The 19,994-nt window shown below is 67.6% G+C and carries 19 protein-coding genes; 6 read left to right on the top strand and 13 right to left on the bottom strand.

What is annotated here, in order from left to right:
• Positions 1–6: 6 nt before the first annotated feature.
• Positions 7–1,092, bottom strand: coding sequence for a heat-inducible transcriptional repressor HrcA (hrcA, locus tag BW981_RS13645; RefSeq protein ID WP_076440052.1), 1,086 nt, complete (start codon positions 1,090–1,092; stop codon positions 7–9).
• Positions 1,093–1,278: 186 nt separating this feature from the next.
• Here hrcA and rph point away from each other — a divergent pair, with 186 nt between their 5' ends.
• The 3 genes from rph to hemW all read left to right on the top strand — a co-directional run bounded on the left by rph (position 1,279) and on the right by hemW (position 3,955).
• Positions 1,279–1,995, top strand: a complete 717-nt coding sequence (gene rph, locus BW981_RS13640) for a ribonuclease PH (RefSeq protein WP_076440050.1) — start codon at positions 1,279–1,281, stop codon at positions 1,993–1,995.
• Between the two features lie 113 nt (positions 1,996–2,108).
• Positions 2,109–2,759 (top strand): RdgB/HAM1 family non-canonical purine NTP pyrophosphatase, encoded by a 651-nt coding sequence (rdgB, locus tag BW981_RS13635; protein WP_076440048.1) that lies wholly within the window; start codon positions 2,109–2,111, stop codon positions 2,757–2,759.
• The gene (gene hemW / locus BW981_RS13630) at positions 2,756–3,955 is read left to right on the top strand and encodes a radical SAM family heme chaperone HemW (RefSeq protein ID WP_244560324.1); all 1,200 of its coding nucleotides are present in this window, start codon (positions 2,756–2,758) and stop codon (positions 3,953–3,955) included. Before rdgB ends, hemW begins: the two co-directional genes overlap by 4 nt.
• Here the strand turns inward: hemW and BW981_RS13625 are convergent.
• The 5 genes from BW981_RS13625 to ugpB form a co-directional block, all read right to left on the bottom strand.
• Positions 3,952–5,043: a sn-glycerol-3-phosphate import ATP-binding protein UgpC gene (locus BW981_RS13625; protein WP_076440046.1), complete on the bottom strand. Its 1,092-nt coding sequence runs from the start codon at positions 5,041–5,043 to the stop codon at positions 3,952–3,954. The two genes, hemW and BW981_RS13625, sit on opposite strands and share 4 nt — an antisense overlap.
• Positions 5,044–5,134: 91 nt before the next feature.
• Positions 5,135–5,983, bottom strand: a complete 849-nt coding sequence (ugpE, locus tag BW981_RS13620) for a sn-glycerol-3-phosphate ABC transporter permease UgpE (protein ID WP_076440044.1) — start codon at positions 5,981–5,983, stop codon at positions 5,135–5,137.
• Positions 5,983–6,732, bottom strand: coding sequence for a creatininase family protein (locus BW981_RS13615; protein ID WP_076440042.1), 750 nt, complete (start codon positions 6,730–6,732; stop codon positions 5,983–5,985). The genes ugpE and BW981_RS13615 overlap by 1 nt, the downstream gene beginning before the upstream one ends.
• Positions 6,732–7,613, bottom strand: a complete 882-nt coding sequence (gene ugpA, locus BW981_RS13610; RefSeq protein ID WP_076440040.1) for a sn-glycerol-3-phosphate ABC transporter permease UgpA — start codon at positions 7,611–7,613, stop codon at positions 6,732–6,734. The genes BW981_RS13615 and ugpA overlap by 1 nt, the downstream gene beginning before the upstream one ends.
• 76 nt (positions 7,614–7,689) lie before the next feature.
• Positions 7,690–9,015 (bottom strand): sn-glycerol-3-phosphate ABC transporter substrate-binding protein UgpB, encoded by a 1,326-nt coding sequence (gene ugpB, locus BW981_RS13605; protein WP_076440313.1) that lies wholly within the window; start codon positions 9,013–9,015, stop codon positions 7,690–7,692.
• Between the two features lie 209 nt (positions 9,016–9,224).
• Here ugpB and BW981_RS13600 point away from each other — a divergent pair, with 209 nt between their 5' ends.
• Entirely contained in the window at positions 9,225–10,403 is a 1,179-nt protein-coding gene (locus BW981_RS13600; RefSeq protein ID WP_076440311.1) for a fumarylacetoacetate hydrolase family protein, read from the top strand.
• A gap of 88 nt (positions 10,404–10,491) precedes the next feature.
• A complete protein-coding gene (locus tag BW981_RS13595; RefSeq protein WP_083712345.1) occupies positions 10,492–12,201 on the top strand; it encodes a hypothetical protein in 1,710 nt (569 codons plus the stop codon).
• A 10-nt stretch (positions 12,202–12,211) separates the two neighbouring features.
• Here the strand turns inward: BW981_RS13595 and BW981_RS13590 are convergent, their stop codons facing one another.
• Together BW981_RS13590 and BW981_RS13585 are read right to left on the bottom strand one after the other, a co-directional pair.
• Positions 12,212–13,108 carry a methylated-DNA--[protein]-cysteine S-methyltransferase gene (locus BW981_RS13590; protein ID WP_076440307.1) on the bottom strand — a complete coding sequence of 299 codons (897 nt, stop codon included), beginning with the start codon at positions 13,106–13,108 and terminating at the stop codon, positions 12,212–12,214.
• 189 nt (positions 13,109–13,297) lie between these two features.
• A complete protein-coding gene (locus BW981_RS13585; RefSeq protein WP_076440038.1) occupies positions 13,298–13,843 on the bottom strand; it encodes a DUF2244 domain-containing protein in 546 nt (181 codons plus the stop codon).
• Between the two features lie 20 nt (positions 13,844–13,863).
• On the opposite strand from BW981_RS13585, the gene nth reads away from it, so the two are divergent.
• Positions 13,864–14,586 carry an endonuclease III gene (nth, locus tag BW981_RS13580; protein ID WP_076440036.1) on the top strand — a complete coding sequence of 241 codons (723 nt, stop codon included), beginning with the start codon at positions 13,864–13,866 and terminating at the stop codon, positions 14,584–14,586.
• A 93-nt stretch (positions 14,587–14,679) separates the two neighbouring features.
• Here nth and BW981_RS13575 read toward each other — a convergent pair whose 3' ends face one another.
• The 5 genes from BW981_RS13575 to BW981_RS13555 form a co-directional block, all read right to left on the bottom strand.
• The gene (locus tag BW981_RS13575; protein ID WP_076440034.1) at positions 14,680–16,038 is read right to left on the bottom strand and encodes an esterase-like activity of phytase family protein; all 1,359 of its coding nucleotides are present in this window, start codon (positions 16,036–16,038) and stop codon (positions 14,680–14,682) included.
• A gap of 103 nt (positions 16,039–16,141) precedes the next feature.
• Positions 16,142–17,083: a 2-hydroxyacid dehydrogenase gene (locus BW981_RS13570; RefSeq protein WP_076440032.1), complete on the bottom strand. Its 942-nt coding sequence runs from the start codon at positions 17,081–17,083 to the stop codon at positions 16,142–16,144.
• A complete protein-coding gene (deoA, locus tag BW981_RS13565; RefSeq protein WP_076440030.1) occupies positions 17,080–18,405 on the bottom strand; it encodes a thymidine phosphorylase in 1,326 nt (441 codons plus the stop codon). The genes BW981_RS13570 and deoA overlap by 4 nt, the downstream gene beginning before the upstream one ends.
• Entirely contained in the window at positions 18,405–19,181 is a 777-nt protein-coding gene (deoC, locus tag BW981_RS13560) for a deoxyribose-phosphate aldolase (RefSeq protein WP_076440028.1), read from the bottom strand. Before deoC ends, deoA begins: the two co-directional genes overlap by 1 nt.
• A complete protein-coding gene (locus tag BW981_RS13555) occupies positions 19,178–19,993 on the bottom strand; it encodes a purine-nucleoside phosphorylase (RefSeq protein ID WP_076440026.1) in 816 nt (271 codons plus the stop codon). Before BW981_RS13555 ends, deoC begins: the two co-directional genes overlap by 4 nt.
• Position 19,994: the final 1 nt, after the last annotated feature.

Genomic DNA, 19,994 nt, shown 5'->3' with positions numbered 1-19,994 from the left:
GCCGCCTCACCGGCTCCCATCCAGCAGGCGCCCGACGACCTTGGCGGTGTAGTCGACCATCGGCACGATGCGGGCATAGTTCAGCCGTGTCGGCCCGATGATGCCGACGACGCCGACGATACGCTGTTCGGCATCGCGGAAGGGGGCGGCCACCATTGACGAGCCGGACATCGAGAACAGCTTGTTCTCCGAGCCGATGAAGATGCGGACCCCGTCGCCCTCCTCGGCCCGGGTCAGCAGGTCGATCACGTCGGTCTGCGTCTCCAGGTCGCCGAACAGCAGGCGGATGCGCTCCAAATCTTCCTGCGCCCGCAGATCCTCCAGCAGATTGGCCTGGCCGCGCACGATCAGGTGCCGGTCGCTGCCGGGGCCGGCGGATGTCGCGATGCCGCTCTCGACCAGCTTCGCCGTCAGCGTGTCCAGCTCGCGCTCCATCGACATGCGCTGCGCCGCGATCTCGCCGCGCAGTTCGCCGAGCGTCTTGCCGAGGGCGCGCGCGTTGAGGAAGTTCGCCGCCTCTGTCAGCGCCGAGGCCGGCAGTCCCGGTGGCAGCGCCAGCAGACGGTTCTCGACCGTCCCGTCCTCAGAGACCAGGACGACCAGCGCCCGGGACGGATCGAGTCGCACGAATTCGATATGCTTCAGCCGCGGATCGGCCTTGGTCGTCACCACGACGCCGGCCCCGCGCGAGAGACCGGACAGCAGCGCCGAGGCCTCCCCCAGCGTCTGGTCGAGGTTGCGATGGCCGGCAGCGGCCTTGATCTGCGCCTCGATGCGGGTCCGCTCCTCGGAGGTGAGGTTGCCGACCTCCATCATCGCATCGACGAAGAAGCGCAGGCCCCGCTCGGTCGGCAGACGCCCGGCCGAGGTGTGCGGCGCGTAGATAAGGCCTGCCAGCTCCAGATCGGTCATGACGTTGCGCACCGTGGCGGGTGACAGCGTCATCGGCAGGAGGCGGGCGATGTTGCGCGAGCCCACCGGCTCGCCGGTCGTCAGATAGCCGTCGACGATCTGCCGGAAGATCTCCCGCGAGCGCTGATCGGTCTCGATCAGGCTGCTCGCCGTCTCGGGGCGGGGCGTATGGGCGCTCATTCCGACTGGAAATGCGGGTTCGACATGGCGTTATTGTCGGCTCTGACCCGAGAAGGATCAAGCGGAAACGGTCATCGAAGGTCGGGAGAGCCCTCTCCTTATGGGAGAGGGCTCCCTGCGCCCAACCTTGCCCCGATGGGCCCAACCGCCTACAAGCCGCGAACTTCAAACAGTCAGGACCGACCCATGCGACCCTCCAAACGCGCCGCCGACGAGATGCGCAAGGTCACGCTCGAGCGCGGTGTCGTGCGCTATGCGGAAGGCTCCTGCATGGTCACCTTCGGCGAGACCAAGGTGCTCTGCGCCGCGACTGTCGAGGAAAAGGGGCCGCCCTGGCTGCGCGGCACGGGCAAGGGCTGGGTCACGGCCGAATACTCCATGCTGCCCCGCGCGACGCATGAGCGCACCCGCCGCGAGGTCACGTCCGGCAAGCCTTCGGGCCGCACGCAGGAAATCCAGCGCCTCGTCGGCCGTTCCTTGCGCGCCGTGGTCGACCTCACCGCGATCGGCGAGCGCCAGATCGTGGTCGATTGCGATGTGATCCAGGCCGATGGCGGCACCCGCACGGCCTCCATCACCGGCGCCTGGGTCGCGCTGCACGATGCGCTGAAATGGATGGAAGGGCGCAACCTGCTCAAGGGCGCGAACCCGCTCAAGGACCATGTCGCCGCGGTCTCCTGCGGCATCGTGGCGGGCCAGCCGGTGATCGATCTCGACTATGTCGAGGATTCCGGTGCCCAGACCGACGCGAACTTCGTCATCACCGGCACCGGCGGCCTCGTCGAGGTGCAGGGCACGGCTGAAGGCGCACCCTTCTCGGAGGACGAACTGATGGCGCTGCTCAGGCTCGCCAAAGGCGGCGTCTCCAAGCTCGTTGCGCTGCAGAAGGCGGCGGTGGCGTAAAACGCCGCCGTCATTGCGAGCGCAGCGAAGCAATCCAGCGCGGCAGAGCTCGAGAAGCCCTGGGGTGCTTCGTCGCTCCGCTCCTCGCAATGACGGTAAGGAAGGAACCGGGAATGACGACGCAGCACCGCCTCCTCACCGGCAAGGTCGTGATCGCGACCCATAACCAGGGCAAACTGCGCGAGATGCGCGAGCTTCTGGCGCCCTATGGCGTCGAGCTGGTCTCGGCCGGCGAACTCGGCCTGCCCGAGCCGATCGAGGACGGGATGATGTTTTCCGAGAATGCCGCGATCAAGGCGGTCGCTGCGACGCGGGCGAGCGGCCTGCCGGCCCTCTCCGACGATTCCGGCATCTGCATCGATGCGCTCGACGGGGCGCCGGGCCTGTTTTCCGCGAACTGGGCCGGGCCGGGCAAGGATTTCGCGCCCGCCATCGCTCGCGTCCAGATGGAGCTTGCCAAGCGCGGCGCGCTGGCGCCGGAGCAGCGCAAGGCGCATTTCGTCTCGGCGCTGGTCATCGCCTGGCCGGACGGCCACCAGGAGCTGTTCGAGGGCCGTGTCTTCGGAACGGTCACCGAGCATGCGCGCGGTGCGGGCGGCTTCGGCTACGATCCGATCTTCCTGCCCGATGGCCACGGCAAGACCTTCGGCGAAATGAGCGCGGAGGAGAAGCACGGCATCCCTGCCGATGGCTCGCCCGGCCTGTCGCACCGCGCACGCGCCTTCCACGCGCTGGCCGCAGCCTGCCTCAGGACGCCGGCGTGAGTGCACCGGCCGCCCTGATCGAGGGGCCGCCAGCCTCGCATCCCACTGCGGATGCGGGCTTCGCCGTCTATGTGCATTGGCCCTTCTGCCTGGCCAAATGCCCCTATTGCGACTTCAACTCGCATGTCCGGCTGCAGCCGCCGGACCAGGCGCGCTACATCGCCGCCTTCCGCCGCGAGATTGCCCATCGCGCCGCCCTGGCTCCCGGCCGCACCGTCTCCTCGATCTTCTTCGGCGGAGGCACCCCCTCGCTGATGGAAGGCCGCACGGTCGGCGCGATCCTCGACGCCATCGGCGAGCATTGGGCGGTCGCCCCAGATTGCGAGGTTTCGCTGGAGGCCAATCCAACCAGCGTCGAGGCCGGCCGCTTCGCCGATTTCCGCGCGGCGGGCATCAACCGCGTCTCGCTCGGCGTCCAGGCGCTGAACGATGCCGACCTCAAGGCTCTTGGCCGGATGCACTCCGCCGAGGAGGCGCTGGCGGCCGTCGCCATTGCCCGAAAGTACTTCGAGCGCTATTCCTTCGACCTGATCTATGCGCGTTCCCCGGCCCAGACGCCCGCGCTCTGGCGCGCCGAGCTTGAACTGGCGATCAGCCACGCGGCCGAGCATCTCTCGCTCTACCAGCTCACCATCGAGCCGGGCACCGCCTTCGAGCGCCTGTTTCGCGCGGGCAAGCTTGCCATCCCCGATCATGATGCGGGCGCGGCACTCTACGAGATGACGCAGGAGATCACCGCCCGGCACGGCCTGCCGGTCTACGAAATCTCCAACCACGCCCGCCCCGGCGCTGAATGCCGGCACAACCTGGTCTACTGGCACTATGGCGAATATGCCGGCATCGGCCCTGGCGCCCATGGCCGGCTGGTGACGGCGGAGGGCCGCATGGCCCAATCGACCGAGAAGCGGCCGGAAGTCTGGCTCAGCCGAGTCGAGGCGGAAGGCGATGCCCTCGTCGAGGACGAGCGGCTGAGCGCCGAATCGCAGGGCGACGAATATCTGCTGATGGGGCTGCGCCTGGTCGAGGGCATCGACCCCACGGTCTTCGAGGCTCTGTCGGGGCGTACGCTCGATGCCAAGCGGGTCGCCGATCTCATCGACGAGAAGTTGCTGATGCACCGCGCCGGCGGCCGCCTCGCCGCGACGCCGGACGGCGCGCTTCTGCTCGATGCGCTGGTGGCGGATCTGGCGGCTTAGGAAAAGCCGTCAGCCCTGCCGAGCCGCGCCCCGGTCTGCGGGTCGAAGACATGCACCTTGGCGGGATCGACGGTGATCCAGAGCCGGCCTTCCTGCGCAGCCACCTCCCCGGTCGCCGCCTGCATCACGAAGGGCTTGCCCGCGAGCTTGCCGTGGAAAAGCTGCGTCGCCCCCAGTTCCTCGATGAACTCGACCTCGAAGGGCAGCGAGCCGGCCTGGCCTTCGGACGCGATCTCGACATCCTCCGGCCGCAGGCCCACTTCCACGGCCATCTGCGGCGCCAGATCCAGGCGCATGTCATGCGCCTCCAGGATCGCCTCGCCCAGCGCCACGATGCCGGGTCCGTCGACGGCGCCGGAGAGAATGTTCATCGGCGGCGAGCCGATGAAGGTCGCGACGAACTTGCTTGCCGGCTTGCGATAGACATCCGCAGGCAGGCCGATCTGCTCGACCTGTCCCGCATTCATCACCACGAGCTTGTCGGAGAGCGTCATCGCCTCGACCTGGTCGTGAGTGACGTAGATCGAGGTGACGCCGAGCGCGCGTTGCAGCTTCTTGATCTCGACGCGCATCTGCACGCGCAGCTTGGCATCGAGGTTGGAGAGCGGCTCGTCGAAGAGGAAGACCTGCGGCTTGCGCACGATGGCACGGCCCATCGCGACACGCTGGCGCTGGCCGCCGGACAGCTGCTTGGGCCGCCGCTCCAGCAGAGGCTCGATGGCGAGGATGCGCGCCGCTTCCCGCACACGCCGGTCGATCTCATCCTTGGGTGTGCCGAGGTTGCGCAGCCCATAGGCCATGTTGTCGTAGACGCTGAAATGCGGATAGAGCGCGTAGTTCTGGAACACCATGGCGATGTCGCGCTCGGCCGGCTCGATCTGGTTGACGACCCGGTTGCCGATCGCGATCTCGCCGGACGAGATCGTCTCGAGCCCGGCGACCATGCGCAGCAGCGTGGACTTGCCGCAGCCGGAGGGGCCGACGAGCACGCAGAAGCCGCCATCGGGGATATCGAAGGACACGCCCTTCACGGCTTCGACGCCGCCGGCATAGACCTTCTTGACGTTGCTGAGGGTAACTTGGGCCATTGGGGTTCCCGGGCAGTCGGCAATCGGCAGTAGGCAGTCGGGGGAAGGATGGGCGTTCGACTGCCTACTGCCGACTGCCCATTGCCGAAATCTACTTTTCCGTCTCCACCAGGCCCTTCACGAAGAGTCTCTGCATGGCGATGACGACGATGACGGGCGGCAGCATGGCCAGCATGGCGGTGGCCATGGCCAACTGCCACTCGGTGAGGGCGTCGGCGGTGACGATCATCTTCTTGATGGCGATGACGATGGTCTGCATCGAGTCCTTCGTCGTCACCAGGAGCGGCCAGAGGTACTGGTTCCAGCCATAGATGAACTGGATCACGAACAGGGCCGCGATCGTCGTCATCGAGAGCGGCAGCAGCGTGTCCTTGAAGAACTTGAACGGCCCGGCGCCGTCGATCTTCGACGCTTCCAGCAATTCGTCCGGGATCGTCATGAAGAACTGCCGGAAGAGCAGCGTTCCGGTCGCCGATGCGATCAGCGGGACCGCGAGCCCCTGATAGGTGTCCAGCATGTTGAGGTCGGAGACGATCTTGAAGGTCGGGAAGATGCGGACCTCGACCGGGAGCATCAGCGTGACGAAGATGATCCAGAACGCCGCCATCCGGAACGGAAAGCGATAATAGACGACCGCATAGGCCGAGAGCACCGAGATGAAGATCTTTCCGAGCGCGATCGTCATCGCCATGATGAAGGAGTTCACCATCATGCCGATCACGGGTTCGCGCGTCGTGCCCGAGGTCCCGACGAACAGGATCCGGTTGTAGTTCTCGAGGAGATACGGTCCCGGATAGAGCGGCATCTGGCCGTTGATCACGGTCGAGGCGTCCCAGGTCGAGGCGACGAAGGTCAGCCAGACCGGAAAGGCGACAATCAATACGCCGATCGTCAGGATGATATAGGCGATCGCGTCGCCGAGGCGGCGGTCCTCGACCATCAGCCGGCCCTTCCCATCTCGCGCAGCAGTCCCGCCAGCGCTTCTGCGCAGGCATCGAGGCAGGCCCGTCCCTTGGCGGGGCTCGCCCGCCGCGCATCGCCGATCACGCCGCTCCCGGTCATCTCCCGGAACGAACGGTGGTGCGACACCTCAGGCCGGCCCGGCAGGCCTTCCAGGGCACCGAAGGCCTCGCCGCGCTTGTCTTCGCGCACGCATCCCGGCGCCAGCACCATCATCATCGAGGTTTCGACCTCGCAGGCATGCTGCACGCCTTTCTGATCTTCCAGCAGCGCCGGAAGGGCGGCCTGCGCCAGCAGGAAATACGTTGTCGCCTCGACATGCAGCCGCGTCTCGCGGGCGAAGTCGGGGAGGAAGGCGGTCAGCGCGGCGATGTTGCCGCCATGGCCGTTGACGATCAGCACCCGGTGGAAGCCGTGCCGCTCGATGCTCTTCAGCAGCGAGAGCAGCACGGCGCGATAGGTCGGGATGTCGAAGGTGAAGGTGCCGCCGAAGGTCATGTGGTGCTCGGCCATGCCGCACCAGAGCGTCGGAGCCACGACAATCTCGATGTCGCTCGCCTTCTCGGCCGCCGCCTTGCAGACCCCGCCGCAGAGCACGGTGTCGACGCCCACGGGCAGATGCGGCCCGTGCTGCTCGACCGAGGCGACGGGCAGCACGACGACGGCATCCCTGGCCGCCTTGGCCCGCAACTCCTCGGCGGTCAGCTCCATCCAGAGAACGGACGCCATCAGTAGCTCACCTTGCGCTCGATGAACTTGAACTGGATCGCCGTCATCGCGATCACCATCACGAGCAGGACCACCGATTGCGCCGCCGAGCCCCCGAGGTCGGAGCCGCCCTTGCCGTCGGAAAACACCTTGTAGACCAGCGTCTCGGTCGCACCCGAGGGCCCGCCGCCGGTCACCGAGTCGATGATGCCGAAGGTGTCGAAGAAGACGTAGACGATGTTGACGACCAGCAGGAAGAAGGTGGTCGGCGAGAGCAGCGGGAAGACGATCGTCCAGAAGCGCCGCATCGGCCGCGCCCCGTCGATCACCGCCGCCTCGATCACGCTCTTGGGGATCGACTGCAGCCCGGCCAGGAAGAACAGGAAATTGTAGCTGATCTGCTTCCAGGTGGCGGCCAGGATGACGAGCAGCATCGCATGGTTGCCGTTGAGGCGCGGGTTCCATGCGATGCCGAGCGATTGCAGCCCGCGCGCCAGCATGCCGAGCGAGGGATCGAACATGAACAGCCAGAGCACGCCGGCGATGGCGGGCGCCACCGCATAGGGCCAGATCAGCAGAGTCTTGTAGATCTCGGCACCGCGAATCTGCCGGTCGGCCATCACGGCGAAAAGCAGCGCAATCGACAGCGAGAAGATGCACACGAAGGTCGAGAAGATCGCGGTGTTGATGAAGGCCTTGAGATAGCCCGGGTCGGCGAACAGGTGCTGGTAGTTCTCGAACCAGACGAATTCGGTCGAGGTGCCGAAAGCGTCCTGCAGCAGGAAGCTCTGCCAGACCGCCTGGCTCGCCGGCCAGTAGAAGAACACGATGGTGATCGCGAGCTGCGGCGCGAGCAGCAGCAGCGGGATCGTCAGACCTTTGAAATACGCGTTCTTCTGCATTCCGGCTCTCAATTGCGCGGGTTATCCCGGGTCGACCTTTGGCCGCCCGGGATAACGCACTGTCCTGCAGCAGGCCTCAGCGCGCGGCGGTGCGCTCGAACTGGCGCAGCATCTGGTTGCCGCGCTCCACAGCCGCGTCAAGTGCCGCCTGCGGGGTCTTCTGGCCGTTCAGCGTCGACTCCAGCTCCTCCGACCAGATATCGCGAATCTGGACGAGGCTGCCATAGCGCAGGCCCCTGGAGTTGTCCGTCGGCGCCTTGTTGGTGAGCTCCAGGATCGGCGTCTCGAGATAGGGCTTGTCCTTGTAGAAGCCGGACGCCTTGACCTTCTCATAGGCCGCCTTGGTGATCGGCAGGTAGCCGGACTCAGTGTGCAGCTTGGCCTGCCGGTCGACATCCGAGATGAAGGTGAAGAACTTCGCCACGCCCTTGTACTCATCGGCCTTCTTGCCGCCCATCACCCACAGCGAGGCGCCGCCGATGATCGAGTTCTGCGGCGCGCCCTGCACGTCCGGATAATACGGCATCGCCGCATTGCCCCAGGCGAATTTCGCATTGGCGACGACGTTGCCGTAGAAGCCCGAGGAGGTCAGGAAGATCGGGCATTCGCCGGAGGTGAAGCGGCCCTCGCCATTGTTGGTGCGGCCGGAATAATCGTAGGTCTTGTCCTTCTGCAGCTCGACCAGGTTGGTCCAGTGCTTGAGGAAGGCCGGGCTCTTGTTGAAGTTCAGCACGGCGTCGAAGCCGGCCATGCCGTTGACCTTGGTCGAGAGCGGGATGTTGTGCCAGGCGCCGAACTGCTCGATGTTCGCCCAGGTCGCCCAGGCGTTCGAGAAGCCGCATTTGTCGTAGCCGGCGGCCTTCAGCTTCTTGGCGTTCTCGAACACCTCCGGCCAGGTCTTCGGCGGTTTCTCCGGATCGAGGCCCGCCTTCTTGAAGGCGTCCTTGTTGTACCACATCACCATCGACGAGGAGTTGAAGGGGAAGGAGAGCATGTCGCCCTTCGCCGTCGAGTAATAGCCGGTGATCGCGGGGAGATAGGCGTTGGGGTCGAACTTCTCGCCGGCTTCCTTCATCATCTCGTAGACCGGCTTGATCGCGCCCTTGGCCGACATCATCGTGCCGGTGCCGACCTCGAAGACCTGCAGGATGTGCGGCGCCTGCCCGGCGCGGAAGGCGGCGATGCCGGCGTTCAGCGTGTCGGGATAGGACCCCTTGTAGACCGGGATCACCTTGTAGTCCTTCTGCGCCGCGTTGAAGTCGTTGGCGAGCTTCACGACGACGTCGTTGTTGGCGCCGGTCAGCGCGTGCCACCACTGGATCTCGGTCTGTGCCAAGGCCGGCGAGGCCCCGGCCAGCGCGAAGGCGGCTGCCGTCGTCAGGATGCGGGTCTTGAATGTCATGAGGATCGTCTCCCTTTCCGCGGGCATCGGCCTCCGCGGTTCTTGTCGTTGGTGTGCAAGCTAGATGAAGCGCGGGCGACAGTTCAATGACAAATCGATGACGATTGCCGCAATCCGCCTATGGTCGGCAACGGACTTGCGCAATCACCGGGAAACGGGTGTTCTCGCGCCATCCGGGGCTCCGTGCTCCGCCTTTCCGGACGCTGCCGATGCCCGCTCTGTCACTCTCCCCCAGCTCTGCCCTGCCCGAGGACCACGCCTCGGCCGCCCTGCTCGGGCGCCTCTGGCGCCCGGATCGGGGCGGACCGGCCGTCGTCACGCTGCGGGGCGACGACCTTGTCGATGTCACAGCCGCATTCCCCACCAGCCGCGATCTCTGCGAGCAGGCGAATCCGGCGCAGGCGCTGCGCCAGGCGAAGGGCGAGACGGTCGGCACACTGGCCGCGATCCTCGCCAACACGCCGGTCGACGGACGCGACCGCACCAAGCCCTGGCTGCTCTCGCCGCTCGACCTCCAGGCGGTGAAGGCGGCAGGCGTCACCTTCGCCGTCTCCATGCTGGAGCGTGTCATCGAGGAGAAGGCGCGCGGCAACCCGGCCGCGGCGGCGACGATCCGCGAGGAGATCGGCAAGCTCATCGGCGACGATCTCTCCAAGCTCAAGCCCGGCTCGCCCGAGGCGATGCATCTCAAGGATGTCCTGATCGCGCAGGGCGCCTGGAGCCAGTATCTCGAGGTCGGCATCGGCCCGGATGCCGAGATCTTCACCAAGGCTCCGGCGATGTCCACGGTCGGCACCGGCTTCGACGCCGGCCTGCATCCGGCTTCGAGCTGGAACAATCCGGAGCCGGAGATCGTGCTCGTCGTCGCCTCCACCGGCGCGATCGTCGGCGCCACGCTGGGCAACGACGTCAACCTGCGCGATGTCGAGGGCCGTTCGGCGCTGCTGCTCGGCAAGGCCAAGGACAACAACGCCGCGGCGGCGGTCGGCCCGTTCATCCGCCTCTTCGACGACGCCTTCACGCTGGACCATGTCCGGCGCACCACAGTGACGCTGACGGTCGAGGGCGATGACGGCTTCACGCTCGAGGGCTCGTCCTCGATCGCGAGGATCAGCCGCGATCCGGCCGATCTGGCCGCGCAGATGATCGGCCCGCACCACCAGTATCCGGACGGGGCGGCGCTCTATCTCGGCACCATGTTCGCGCCGATCAAGGATCGCGATGCGCCCGGCGGCGGCTTCACCCACAAATACGGAGACATCGTCACCATCGCCGCCCCCGAGCTCGGCAGCCTGGTCAACCGCATGAAGCGCACCGACGAATGCGAGCCCTGGACCTATGGCGCCTCGCATCTGATGCGCCATCTGGCGAAGCAGGGCGTGCTCTGACAGCCCTCCGGATGCGCGGGCTCCGCCAGGCCCGTCAGCGGCTTGGTAACGTTTTTCTGCCATTTCGAGGCTTCGAACAGGAGCGCGCGTGGTGGCGATTGGCGAGATCAGCACCGGCCGGCCCCGGGCTGGCGTGAGCGGCTTTGCCCTGCGTTGCGCGGCCAGTCCCTATCTTTGGATCGCCGCCTTCGTGGCCGTTGCGGTGGCGGCGCTGAGCCTGCCGCTGCGGCTGCCGCTCGGCCCCAACGCCTGGGATACGGTCGTCTATCTCGACGCGCTCCAGCGCATTCGCACCGGCCAGGCGCCGGGGCTGGACTTCTTCGCGCCGGTCGGCCCGCTCGGCTATTATCTGATGGCCTGCCTCGACCGGCTGTTTCCGCAGGCCCAGCCCATGCTGCTGGCGAACTGGGCGCTCTTGCCGGTGCTGTTGCCGCTTGTGGCGTTGATGACGGGCGATCTCGCGCAGCGCCGGCCTGGGCAGGCGCTGGCCCTGCTGCTGCCCTTCCTGCTGTTCGCCGCATTGCCGGTGAACCTGCACTCGCTCTACCCATCGCCCGGCCTTGACGGCTATGGCCACTACAACCGCCAGATCTGCCTGCTGCTTTATCTGCTGATCGCGGCCCTGCTGTTCGTCAAACGGCGCGGGCTGCGGATCGGGCTCGTCTCCACGCTGATGCTCTCGCTCTTTCTGGTGAAGATCACCGGAGCATTGGTCGGCACGCTGCTCGTCGGCTATGCGCTTCTCGTCGGACGGATGCGGTTCGTCGACGTCGTGATCGCCGCGGGCCTGACCATCCTGTCGCTCGGCGGGATCGAGCTCGCGACCGGCCTCGTCTCGGCCTATCTCTCCGATGTCTTCGAACTGGTGGCGCTCAATACCGGCGACATGCTGCCGCGCTTTCTCACGGTGGCGTCGGTCAAGTTCAACGTCATTGCCCCGCTGTTCGTGCTGCTGGCGACGCTCGCCCTTGTCTGCTGGCGCGACGGCCTGCCTTCGACACGCTCCGGCTGGCGCGCATGGGCCGATTCTCCGCTGTGCTGGCTCGCCATCGCCTTTGCCGCGCTCGCCTTCTTCGAGACGCAGAACAGCGGCTCGCTCGAGTTCATCGGGCTGTGGCCGATCCTGCTTCTGCTGCTGACGCAATGGTGGCTGCGGGTGGGAGACCCGCTCCGTCCGGTCGTTCTGCTGCTGCTGATGGCGACAGTCCTGCCCTCGCTGATGATCTATGTGGAGCGCAGCGGCCGTGCGCTGATAGCCGCCCCGGCCTATGCGAAGCTGGACCTTCCGGAGCTCGGGCCGCTCGGCCGCTTCAGTGTGAAGCCGGAGATCGCGACCCGCGCGGCGCATATGCTCGACCATTATGCGGCCCACCAGGCGACCTACAACGAACTCGTCGCCGCCGATCTTGGGCCCTCGCACATCCTGGCTTCGGAGATCGATTATCAGGCGACCTGGCTGCTGGAGGTCCGGCAGGCCGTGCGCGCGATCGCTCGCTGGGAAGCCGAGCACAGGCGCCGGCTGAACGCGGTCTTCACGCTCGATTTCGTCGACCCGATGAACTACCTGCTGAACCGGCCGCCGCCGCGCGAGGTGCCGATCGGCCCCGATCCCAGCCGCACGACCCCGGTCCTCACGCGCGAGACGCTGTCCGAACTCGGCAGGACCGACGCGATCCTGATCCCGAAATGCCCGCCCACCCCTGAGCGGGAGGCGCTGCGTCGCCACTTCGCCCCGGCGTTGGCCGGGCGCGACCCGGTGGCGCTCGCGCCATGCTGGGACATGTATCTGCGCAAGTAGCGGAAAAGGCTCAGCCCGCCGACGTCTGCCCCGCCTCCCACCCCAGGATGGCGCGCTTGCGGGTCAGACCCCAGTGATAGCCGGTCAAGGCGCCGGATTTGCCGATGACGCGGTGGCACGGCACCACGAAGGAGATCGGGTTCTTTCCGACGGCCATGCCGACCGCGCGCGCCGCGCTGGGCTTGCCGATATGGCTGGCGACGTCGCCATAGGTGGTGGCGCGGCCGACCGGGATCCTGAGCAGCGTCTCCCAGACGCGAACCTCGAAATCCGTGCCGATCAGCACGATGCGCAGCGGTGTCTCGGCGCACCAGGCCTTCGGGTCGAAGATGCGCGCGGCGTAGGGCGCGGTCAGCGCGGGGTCGTAGTGATAGCCGGCCTGCGGCCAGCGGCGCATCATGTCGGCCAGCGCCTCCGCCCGGCCGCCCACGACCTTGCCGCCATCGACGCTGGTCGAAACCCAGCCGAGACCGGCGAGCCCGCGATCCGTGACGACGATCAGCGCCTCGCCGAAGGGCGAGGGATGGAAGCCGTAGGAGAGCTTCAGCCCCTCGCCGCCCACCTTCCACTCGCCCGGCGACATCGCCTCATGCGTGACGAACAGATCGTGCAGCCGGCCCGGGCCCGACAGCCCCACCTCCAGCGCCGCATCGAGGACACTGGCGGAGGAGGCGAGCAGGCCCTTGGCGTGGTCGAGCGTGATCGCCTGCAGGAAGGCCTTCGGCGTCAGCCCGCACCAGCGGCGAAAGAGGTGGTGGACGTCGGTCGGGGTCGCGCCGGCAGCTTCCGCGATCGCCTCGATCGTCGGCTGCTCGCGCCAGTGATGGGTGATGAAGGCGAGGATGCGCCGCACCGTATCGTAATCGGAGCCGGGCAGGGGGGCGGGGAAATCGGTCTCCGCCGGCATGGCCTCCGCGGCCCGCGCCAGCACGCCGGTCGAGAAGCGCGTCGGGGTCATCGCCGTCTTGAGCATGGCGGAGGGTTTCATCGGCGTCAGGGCGTTCATGAGGTGGAGCCTCGCATCTTGCGATCGTGAGGCGAGCCTAGCGCCCCGACCATGCCGCTCCCACCCGAAAGCTGGCAAGCGGAATGGCGATCAGTGCTCAGGACGCCCGTAATCCACGCCGCGCCGCGCCGACGCAAGCGCGGCGCCGAGCGCGTCGGCGAAGCCCGCCCGCTCGGCTGGCGAGAGCTCCCCCGCGACCGGCACGCTCTGCCCGCGCGACACCAGCTTCAGGCCGAGGAGGCCGTAATCCTCGTCATTCTGCCGCTCGAGCCGTGTCCAGGCCGGGTTGAACCGCCACACTGCCTCGCGGCCGTGATGCGAGACCTTGCGCAGAAGCACCTCCAGCGGCGACACCACGACACGCTCAAAGGCGCGGGCATGGCGGAAATTGACGTGGAAGGCGATGAACAGGGCCAGCACGTCGAGGCCGAAGAAACCCGCCACCGGCCAGGCGCCCAGAACGACGAAGGGCACCGAGGAGATCACGCTCGAGAGGCAGACCAGCGTCATCACGATCCGGAAGCCGTTTTGCCCGAGCGAGCGGTGCGGCGTGATCGTCGCGTCGAAGACCGGGCGCAGCGCCGCGTCGCCGCTGCCGCCATCCGATCGTGCGTTCAAGGCCTTGCCGGGGTCCATCGGCGCACTATAACGCCCGCATGGACCAGCAGAACAAGCCCCCGCGCAAGGGTGCTCCGGAGAAAGGCATCACATTGCCGCGCGCGCGCAAGGCGGCGGCGCGGGCGCGCAAATCGGCCGAGGTCCGGGAGATCTTCGAGCGCTTCCGGGCCGCAGACCCCGAGCCCAGGGGCGAACTGGAATCGGTCAACGCCTTCACGCTTCTGGTCGCCGTCGTGCTCTCGGCGCAAGCAACCGATGCCGGCGTCAACAAGGCCACGCGCCCGCTCTTCGCCATCGCCGACACGCCGGAGAAGATGCTGGCGCTCGGCGAGGAGAAGGTCCGGGACTTCATCAAGACGATCGGGCTTTTCCGCACCAAGGCGAAGAACGTCGTCGCGCTGAGCGAGAAGCTGATCGCCGAATTCGGCGGGCAGGTTCCGACGACCCGTGAGGCGCTCGAAAGCCTGCCCGGCGTCGGCCGCAAGACCGCGAATGTCGTGCTGAACATCGCCTTCGGGGAGGTCACGCATGCGGTCGACACCCATGTCTTCCGGGTCGCCAACCGGCTGCGCATCGCGCCGGGCAAGAACGTGCTGCAGGTCGAGCTGGGGCTGGAGAAGGCGGTGCCGCCCGAATTCGGCCGGCACGCCCATCATTGGCTGATCCTGCACGGCCGCTACACCTGCAAGGCCCTCAGGCCCGAATGCGGTCGCTGCATCCAGAACGACCTTTGCGATTCGGCGGATAAGCGCGTGGCTTGAACGAGGCTGCGTGGTCGGGCTCGACCCGGCCGTCTCTGGATCGAGAGCTTCCCGGGCCCGCCCTGCGCGCGGCCGGAGAATGAGGGCAGGGCCTTACTTGGCCTCCAGCAACTCCTTCACCGAAAGCAGCACGAGCTCCTCGTCATCGGCCTTGTTCGGGTCGCGCGAGGAGGAGAAGGGCAGGTTGTTGTCGTTGCCGACCACGATGGTGCCCTGCTCACGATCCACGATGTCGACATTCTCGATGGTGAAGAAGGGGAAGGTGAAGACCCCATCCTTCGTGCCCTGCTTCGCCTTGCCGGCCGGGTCCCTGATGGCCAGCAGGTCGATATGGCCGATCTTTCGCACCGGCTTGCCGGCATTGGCCTCGGTCATCTCGATCTTCACGATGCGCTTGAATCTGGCGATGTCGTGGAAGCAGTCGGTCCTGCGCTCGCCGGCCGGGCAGGCCTTGTCGGCGGTGCCCTCGCCGTCGTCGCGCTCGATGATCAGGCCCGTCGTGGCGTCGATCATGTTGAAATCGCCGATGGCGTTGCTCCTGGCTTCCAGCGGGTAGAACCACGAGCGTCCGGTCCACTTCTCGCCCTGGACATCGAATTCGAGGATGCGCAGCACGGCCTTGCCGTCGATCTCCTCATAGGCGTTCTTCTCGCCGTCCCAGAGCGGACCTTCCAGCATCGGATAGAGGAAACGGCCGTCCGGCGACTGCGCCATGCCCTCGAAACCCTTGGAGCGGCGGACGTTGAAGGCGACCGCGCCTCCGGGCGCTCCCGGCGTCGTCACGGCATAATGGTCGGGCGAGCGGGCGGGCTTGCCGTCGACGAGCGTCTCGAACACGGCCTCGACCTTGCCGTCCGCATCGACGCGCAGGAGATAGGGGCCGAATTCCTCGCCGATCCAGTATTTTCCGCCGATAGGCTGGATCGATTCCAGGTCGAAATCGGCACCGGAGAGATAGCGCGCCGCGGTGCCCTCATGGACGATTCGGAACGGCACCTTCTTGTCGGGATCGTGCAGGAAGGCGCTCGAGAGCCGGGTGATCCTGCCGCCGGCGAAGTCCGCCTTGAGCCTGTGGAAGAACAGAGCGGCGTCCGGCGAATTCGCCTTCGAGCCGAAGCCGTTGTCGGTCAGCACCAGGAACTCGCCGTTGCCGAGCGAGCGAATGCCGGAGAAGCCCTGCACCGGCTGGCCGGCGAACGGTGTCGAGATGCCGGTCGGGCGCCCGGCCGAAGTGCCCGCCACCGTGCCGATGGCCTCAACCCGCGTGCCGGGCTTCAGGAACTTGCCCGAGACCTTGAGGTCTTCTGGAGCCTCGGCAGGCGCGGGAATGATGGTGAAGGCCGGCAGAATCGCCTGGCCCAGCAGACTGGACGGGAAGGCCTTCGGGGCATCCTGCGCGATTGCGGGCAAAGCGAGCAGGATCAGCAGGGCGGCGGTGAAACCGGGGCGCATCGACGGCTCCTGAGCGAACGGGTCCGTGATCGTCTGCCGGCCGTTGATGGCGCCTGCGCGACGGGCCGATGACAGGGCCGCAAACCCTGCTCGGGACCCCGCTTCAATAGCCTCGCGCCGGATCGACCACATGCTGGAGCGGCTCGCCCGCTTCCATCCGCCGGATCTGCTGGGCGATCAGCGAGGCGATCGCCTCCGGCTCCGACATGGCGGCATTGTGCGGTGTCACCGTCACCAACGGATGGCTCCAGAGCGGTGAGTCGGACGGTAGCGGCTCGGTCTCGAAGACGTCGAGCGTCGCCCCCTTGAGCGTGCCGGCATCGAGCGCCGCCAGAATGTCGGCCTCGACCTGAAGGCCGCCACGCCCGGCATTGATCAGGAAGGGACCGAGCCGCCCATCCTGCGCCAGACTATCAAGGAGGTCCGCGTTGATGATTCCGCGCGTCTCCTGCGTCAGCGGCAGCAGGCTGACCAGGATGTCCGTCCGCGCCAGGAACGCGCGCATGCCGTCCTCGCCACAGAAGGTCGCCAGCCCCTCGACGCTCTTGGGCGAGCGGCTCCAGCCTGCAACGTCGAAGCCGATCGCCTTGAGCTTCCGAGCCGCGTCGAGCCCCAGCTCGCCCAGCCCCATGATGCCGACGCGCAGCGCGCGGGCGGCCGGCTGGTCGCGGTCGTCTTCCCAGAGCTTCGCTGGCTGCTGTCGCATGTAGCGATGCTGCTGCCGCAGATACATCAGGCAGTGCAGCACGACGTACTCGCTCATCCGCGTGGTGAGATCGGGATCGACCACGCGCGCGATCGGCGCCTCCGGCAGCTTGTCGTCGGCGAAGAGGAAATCGACTCCGGCGCCGAGCGAGAAGATCGCAGCAAGGTTGGGCAGGCCGGTCAGGCTGCCCGGCGGATGTTTCCAGCTCGCGACGTAGTGCACGGCGCGCCGGTCGAAGGGCTCGCCCAAAGTCACGATCGGCATCTCCGGCAGCAGCGCCTGGAAGCGCGCCCGCCAATCCTCGATATGCCAGCCCGACATGGCCAGAAGCAGACTCATCCCAGCGTTCTTTCCGTAATGCGTTCGGCGATCAGCTCGCCCCGTGTCCCAGCCTCTCCGATCCGGTAGGCCTCGCGCAAGCGCGCGCTCGCGGCGGCGTGGTCGTCCTCGCTCCGGGCGTGGACGATGGCGAGCGCGCGGTCGGGGCCGACTTCGGCACCCAGCCCCGCCATTTCCGTCAGGCCGACGGCGGGGTCGATCCCGTCCTGCGGACGCAGGCGTCCGCCACCCAGTGCCACCACGGCGAGGCCGACGCCGCGCGTATCGATGGCCGAGACCGGGCCGGACCGGTCGGCAAAGACTGGCCTCACCACGGCCGCCCTCGCCAGATAGGCCTCCTGCCTCTCGAGCAGATCGGCGGGCCCGCCCAGGGCCGCGATCATCCGGGCGAAGCGCTCCGCCGCGGCGCCCGAGGCGAAAGCTGCCTCGATCCTGTCGCGCGCCTCGTCGAGGTCGTCCGCCAGCCGACCGAGTACCAGCATCTCGGCGCCGAGTGCGACGGTGACGGCGTGAAAGCGCGGCTCGCGCCGCCGCCCGGTCAGATGGTCGAGCGCATAGGCGACCTCGAGCGCGTTGCCGGCCGCGCTCGCCAGCGGCTCCTCCATGTCGGTCAGCAGCGCCGTCGTCGGAAGTCCGGAGCCGTTGGCGACGCTGACCAGCGCCTGGGCCAGCGCGCGCGCCTGGCCCTGCTCGCGCATGAAGGCGCCGGAGCCGAACTTCACGTCCATGGCGAGGCCGTGCAGCCCCGCGGCGAGCTTCTTGGACAGGATCGAGGCGGTGATCAGCGGCAGCGATTCCACCGTCGCGGTGACATCGCGGATGGCGTAGAGCCGCTTGTCGGCGGGGGCGAGATCGGCGGTCTGGCCGATGATGGCGCAGCCGGCCTCGCGCACCACCTGCCGAAAAAGCCCGATGCCGGGCTGGGTGACGTAGCCCGGCACCGCATCGAGCTTGTCGAGCGTTCCGCCGGTATGGCCGAGCCCGCGACCCGAGATCATCGGGACATAGCCGCCGCAGGCGGCGACGGCGGCAGCCAGCGGCAGGCTGACCGTGTCGCCGACGCCTCCCGTCGAATGCTTGTCGAGCGCCGGGCCAGGCAGGTCGTCCCAGCGCAGCACGGTGCCGGAATCGCGCATGGAAAGCGTCAGAGCCACGCGCTCCTTCTCGGTCATGCCGTTGAAATAGACCGCCATGGCGAAGGCGGCCGCCTGGCCCTCGCTGACGGAGCCGTCGGTCAGCCCGGCGATGAGCTGGCGGATGTCGCCGTCGGGCAATTCGCCGCCGTCGCGCTTGGCGGCGATGATCTCCTGCGTCAGCCGCATCAATAGCTCTCCGTGCCGGGCCTGGCCGCGCCGCCCTCGATCGCCGCCACCAGGGCACCGTACAGGCCGCTCGCGCCGAAGCGGAACGTCCGAGGCGTCGCCCAGCTCGGCCCCATGATCTCGTCGGCGAGATCGAGATAGGCTTTCGCGTCGGAGAGCGTCCTGATGCCGCCCGACGGCTTCAGCCCGATGGGCCGGGCACAGGACGCGATGACGCCCAGCATCGTCCGGGCAGCAGGCAGGCTGGCGGAACGGGCGGTCTTGCCGGTCGAGGTCTTGATGAAGTCGGCGCCCGCCGCGATGGCGAGTTCGGACGCCGTCCTGATGCTGTCGAGATCCGGATACTCTCCCGTTTCCAGGATGACCTTCAGCAGCCTGCCGCCGCAGCGCCGCTTGACGTTGCGGATCATGGCCTCGGCTTCCGCGGTGCCGCCGGCCAGCACTGCGCGCCAGGGCAGGACGAGGTCGATCTCATCGGCCCCGGCCGCGAGCGCTTCGTCTGTGTCGCGGATGACCGGCGCGATGGCGGTCCCGCCGTCGGGAAAGTTGACGACGGTGGCGATGCGGACGGGGCTGTCCCCACCCAGTGCCGCGCGCGCCGCCGCGACGAAGCGCGGCCACAGGCAGACCGCCGCGACCGGGACCGGGCCTGACAGCGCCCGCGCGCACAATTCGCGAGCACCGGCCTCCGTCGCGTCGTCGCCGAGATCGGTCAGGTCGAGCATGGCGAGCGCGCGTCGGGCCAGGCCCGCATCGGATGTGGCTGAGTCGGTCATGTCAGCTCCGGCAGGAAGCCGCGCAGCAGCCTGCGCAGCGCGTGCGACGCGGTTCCGGCAACATCGCGCGTCTCGCTGTGATGCGGCGCCCCGCCATGAAGGCCCGCGCCCATGTTGGTGACGACCGAGATTGCCGCGACGCGCAGGCCGTGCCGCCGCGCCAGAATGACCTCGGGCACCGTCGACATGCCGACGAGATCGGCGCCCAGGACCTTCGCCATGCGGATCTCCGCCGGCGTCTCGAAGCTCGGGCCTGTGAACCACAGATAGACCCCCTCGCCGAGCGGCACGCCCTCGCCGGCCGCGGCGCGCATGAGGCCGTCGCGCAGCAGCGGGTCATAGGCATCGACCATCGGCACGAAGCGCCCGTCGCCGGTGTCGCCGATCAACGGGTTCGGCCCGTTGAGATTGATGTGGTCGGTGATCAAAGCGAGGCTGCCCGGGCCCATCTCGGGCCGCAGCGAGCCGGCTGCGTTGGTCAGGATCAGGGGCGGAGAGCCCAGGGCGGTCAGGATGCCGAGCGGCAGCCGCATCACGGCCGGGTCACCGCCTTCGTAATAATGCGCGCGCCCCTGATAGATCAGTACCTTGCGCCCGAACAGCGTGCCGCAGCAGAGCTGGCGGGCATGGCCCGAAACCTCGCCCTGCGGGAAGCCCGGCAGTGCGGAATAGGCAACGACGACCGGGTTCTCGACATCCTCGACGACGCTGCCGAGCCCTGTTCCCAGGACGAGCGCACAGTCGATCGGCCCGGCGATGCCATGGTCGCGCAGGGCGGAGAGCGCCGCTTCGAAGGCCGGATCGACCGTCATC

Source organism: Allobosea sp. TND4EK4 (assembly GCF_900156025.1).
Lineage (GTDB): Bacteria > Pseudomonadota > Alphaproteobacteria > Rhizobiales > Beijerinckiaceae > Allobosea.
This window is presented reverse-complemented; position numbering and strand designations above follow the sequence as displayed.

Coding starts and splice junctions, on each gene's coding strand:
- hrcA (WP_076440052.1), bottom strand. CDS start 1,092: ATGAGCGCCCATACGCCCCGCCCCGAGACGGCGAGCAGCCTGATCGAG.
- rph (WP_076440050.1), top strand. CDS start 1,279: ATGCGACCCTCCAAACGCGCCGCCGACGAGATGCGCAAGGTCACGCTC.
- rdgB (WP_076440048.1), top strand. CDS start 2,109: ATGACGACGCAGCACCGCCTCCTCACCGGCAAGGTCGTGATCGCGACC.
- BW981_RS13625 (WP_076440046.1), bottom strand. CDS start 5,043: ATGGCCCAAGTTACCCTCAGCAACGTCAAGAAGGTCTATGCCGGCGGC.
- ugpE (WP_076440044.1), bottom strand. CDS start 5,983: ATGGTCGAGGACCGCCGCCTCGGCGACGCGATCGCCTATATCATCCTG.
- BW981_RS13615 (WP_076440042.1), bottom strand. CDS start 6,732: ATGGCGTCCGTTCTCTGGATGGAGCTGACCGCCGAGGAGTTGCGGGCC.
- ugpA (WP_076440040.1), bottom strand. CDS start 7,613: ATGCAGAAGAACGCGTATTTCAAAGGTCTGACGATCCCGCTGCTGCTG.
- ugpB (WP_076440313.1), bottom strand. CDS start 9,015: ATGACATTCAAGACCCGCATCCTGACGACGGCAGCCGCCTTCGCGCTG.
- BW981_RS13600 (WP_076440311.1), top strand. CDS start 9,225: ATGCCCGCTCTGTCACTCTCCCCCAGCTCTGCCCTGCCCGAGGACCAC.
- BW981_RS13590 (WP_076440307.1), bottom strand. CDS start 13,108: ATGCCGGCGGAGACCGATTTCCCCGCCCCCCTGCCCGGCTCCGATTAC.
- BW981_RS13585 (WP_076440038.1), bottom strand. CDS start 13,843: ATGGACCCCGGCAAGGCCTTGAACGCACGATCGGATGGCGGCAGCGGC.
- nth (WP_076440036.1), top strand. CDS start 13,864: ATGGACCAGCAGAACAAGCCCCCGCGCAAGGGTGCTCCGGAGAAAGGC.
- BW981_RS13575 (WP_076440034.1), bottom strand. CDS start 16,038: ATGCGCCCCGGTTTCACCGCCGCCCTGCTGATCCTGCTCGCTTTGCCC.
- BW981_RS13570 (WP_076440032.1), bottom strand. CDS start 17,083: ATGAGTCTGCTTCTGGCCATGTCGGGCTGGCATATCGAGGATTGGCGG.
- deoA (WP_076440030.1), bottom strand. CDS start 18,405: ATGCGGCTGACGCAGGAGATCATCGCCGCCAAGCGCGACGGCGGCGAA.
- deoC (WP_076440028.1), bottom strand. CDS start 19,181: ATGACCGACTCAGCCACATCCGATGCGGGCCTGGCCCGACGCGCGCTC.
- BW981_RS13555 (WP_076440026.1), bottom strand. CDS start 19,993: ATGACGGTCGATCCGGCCTTCGAAGCGGCGCTCTCCGCCCTGCGCGAC.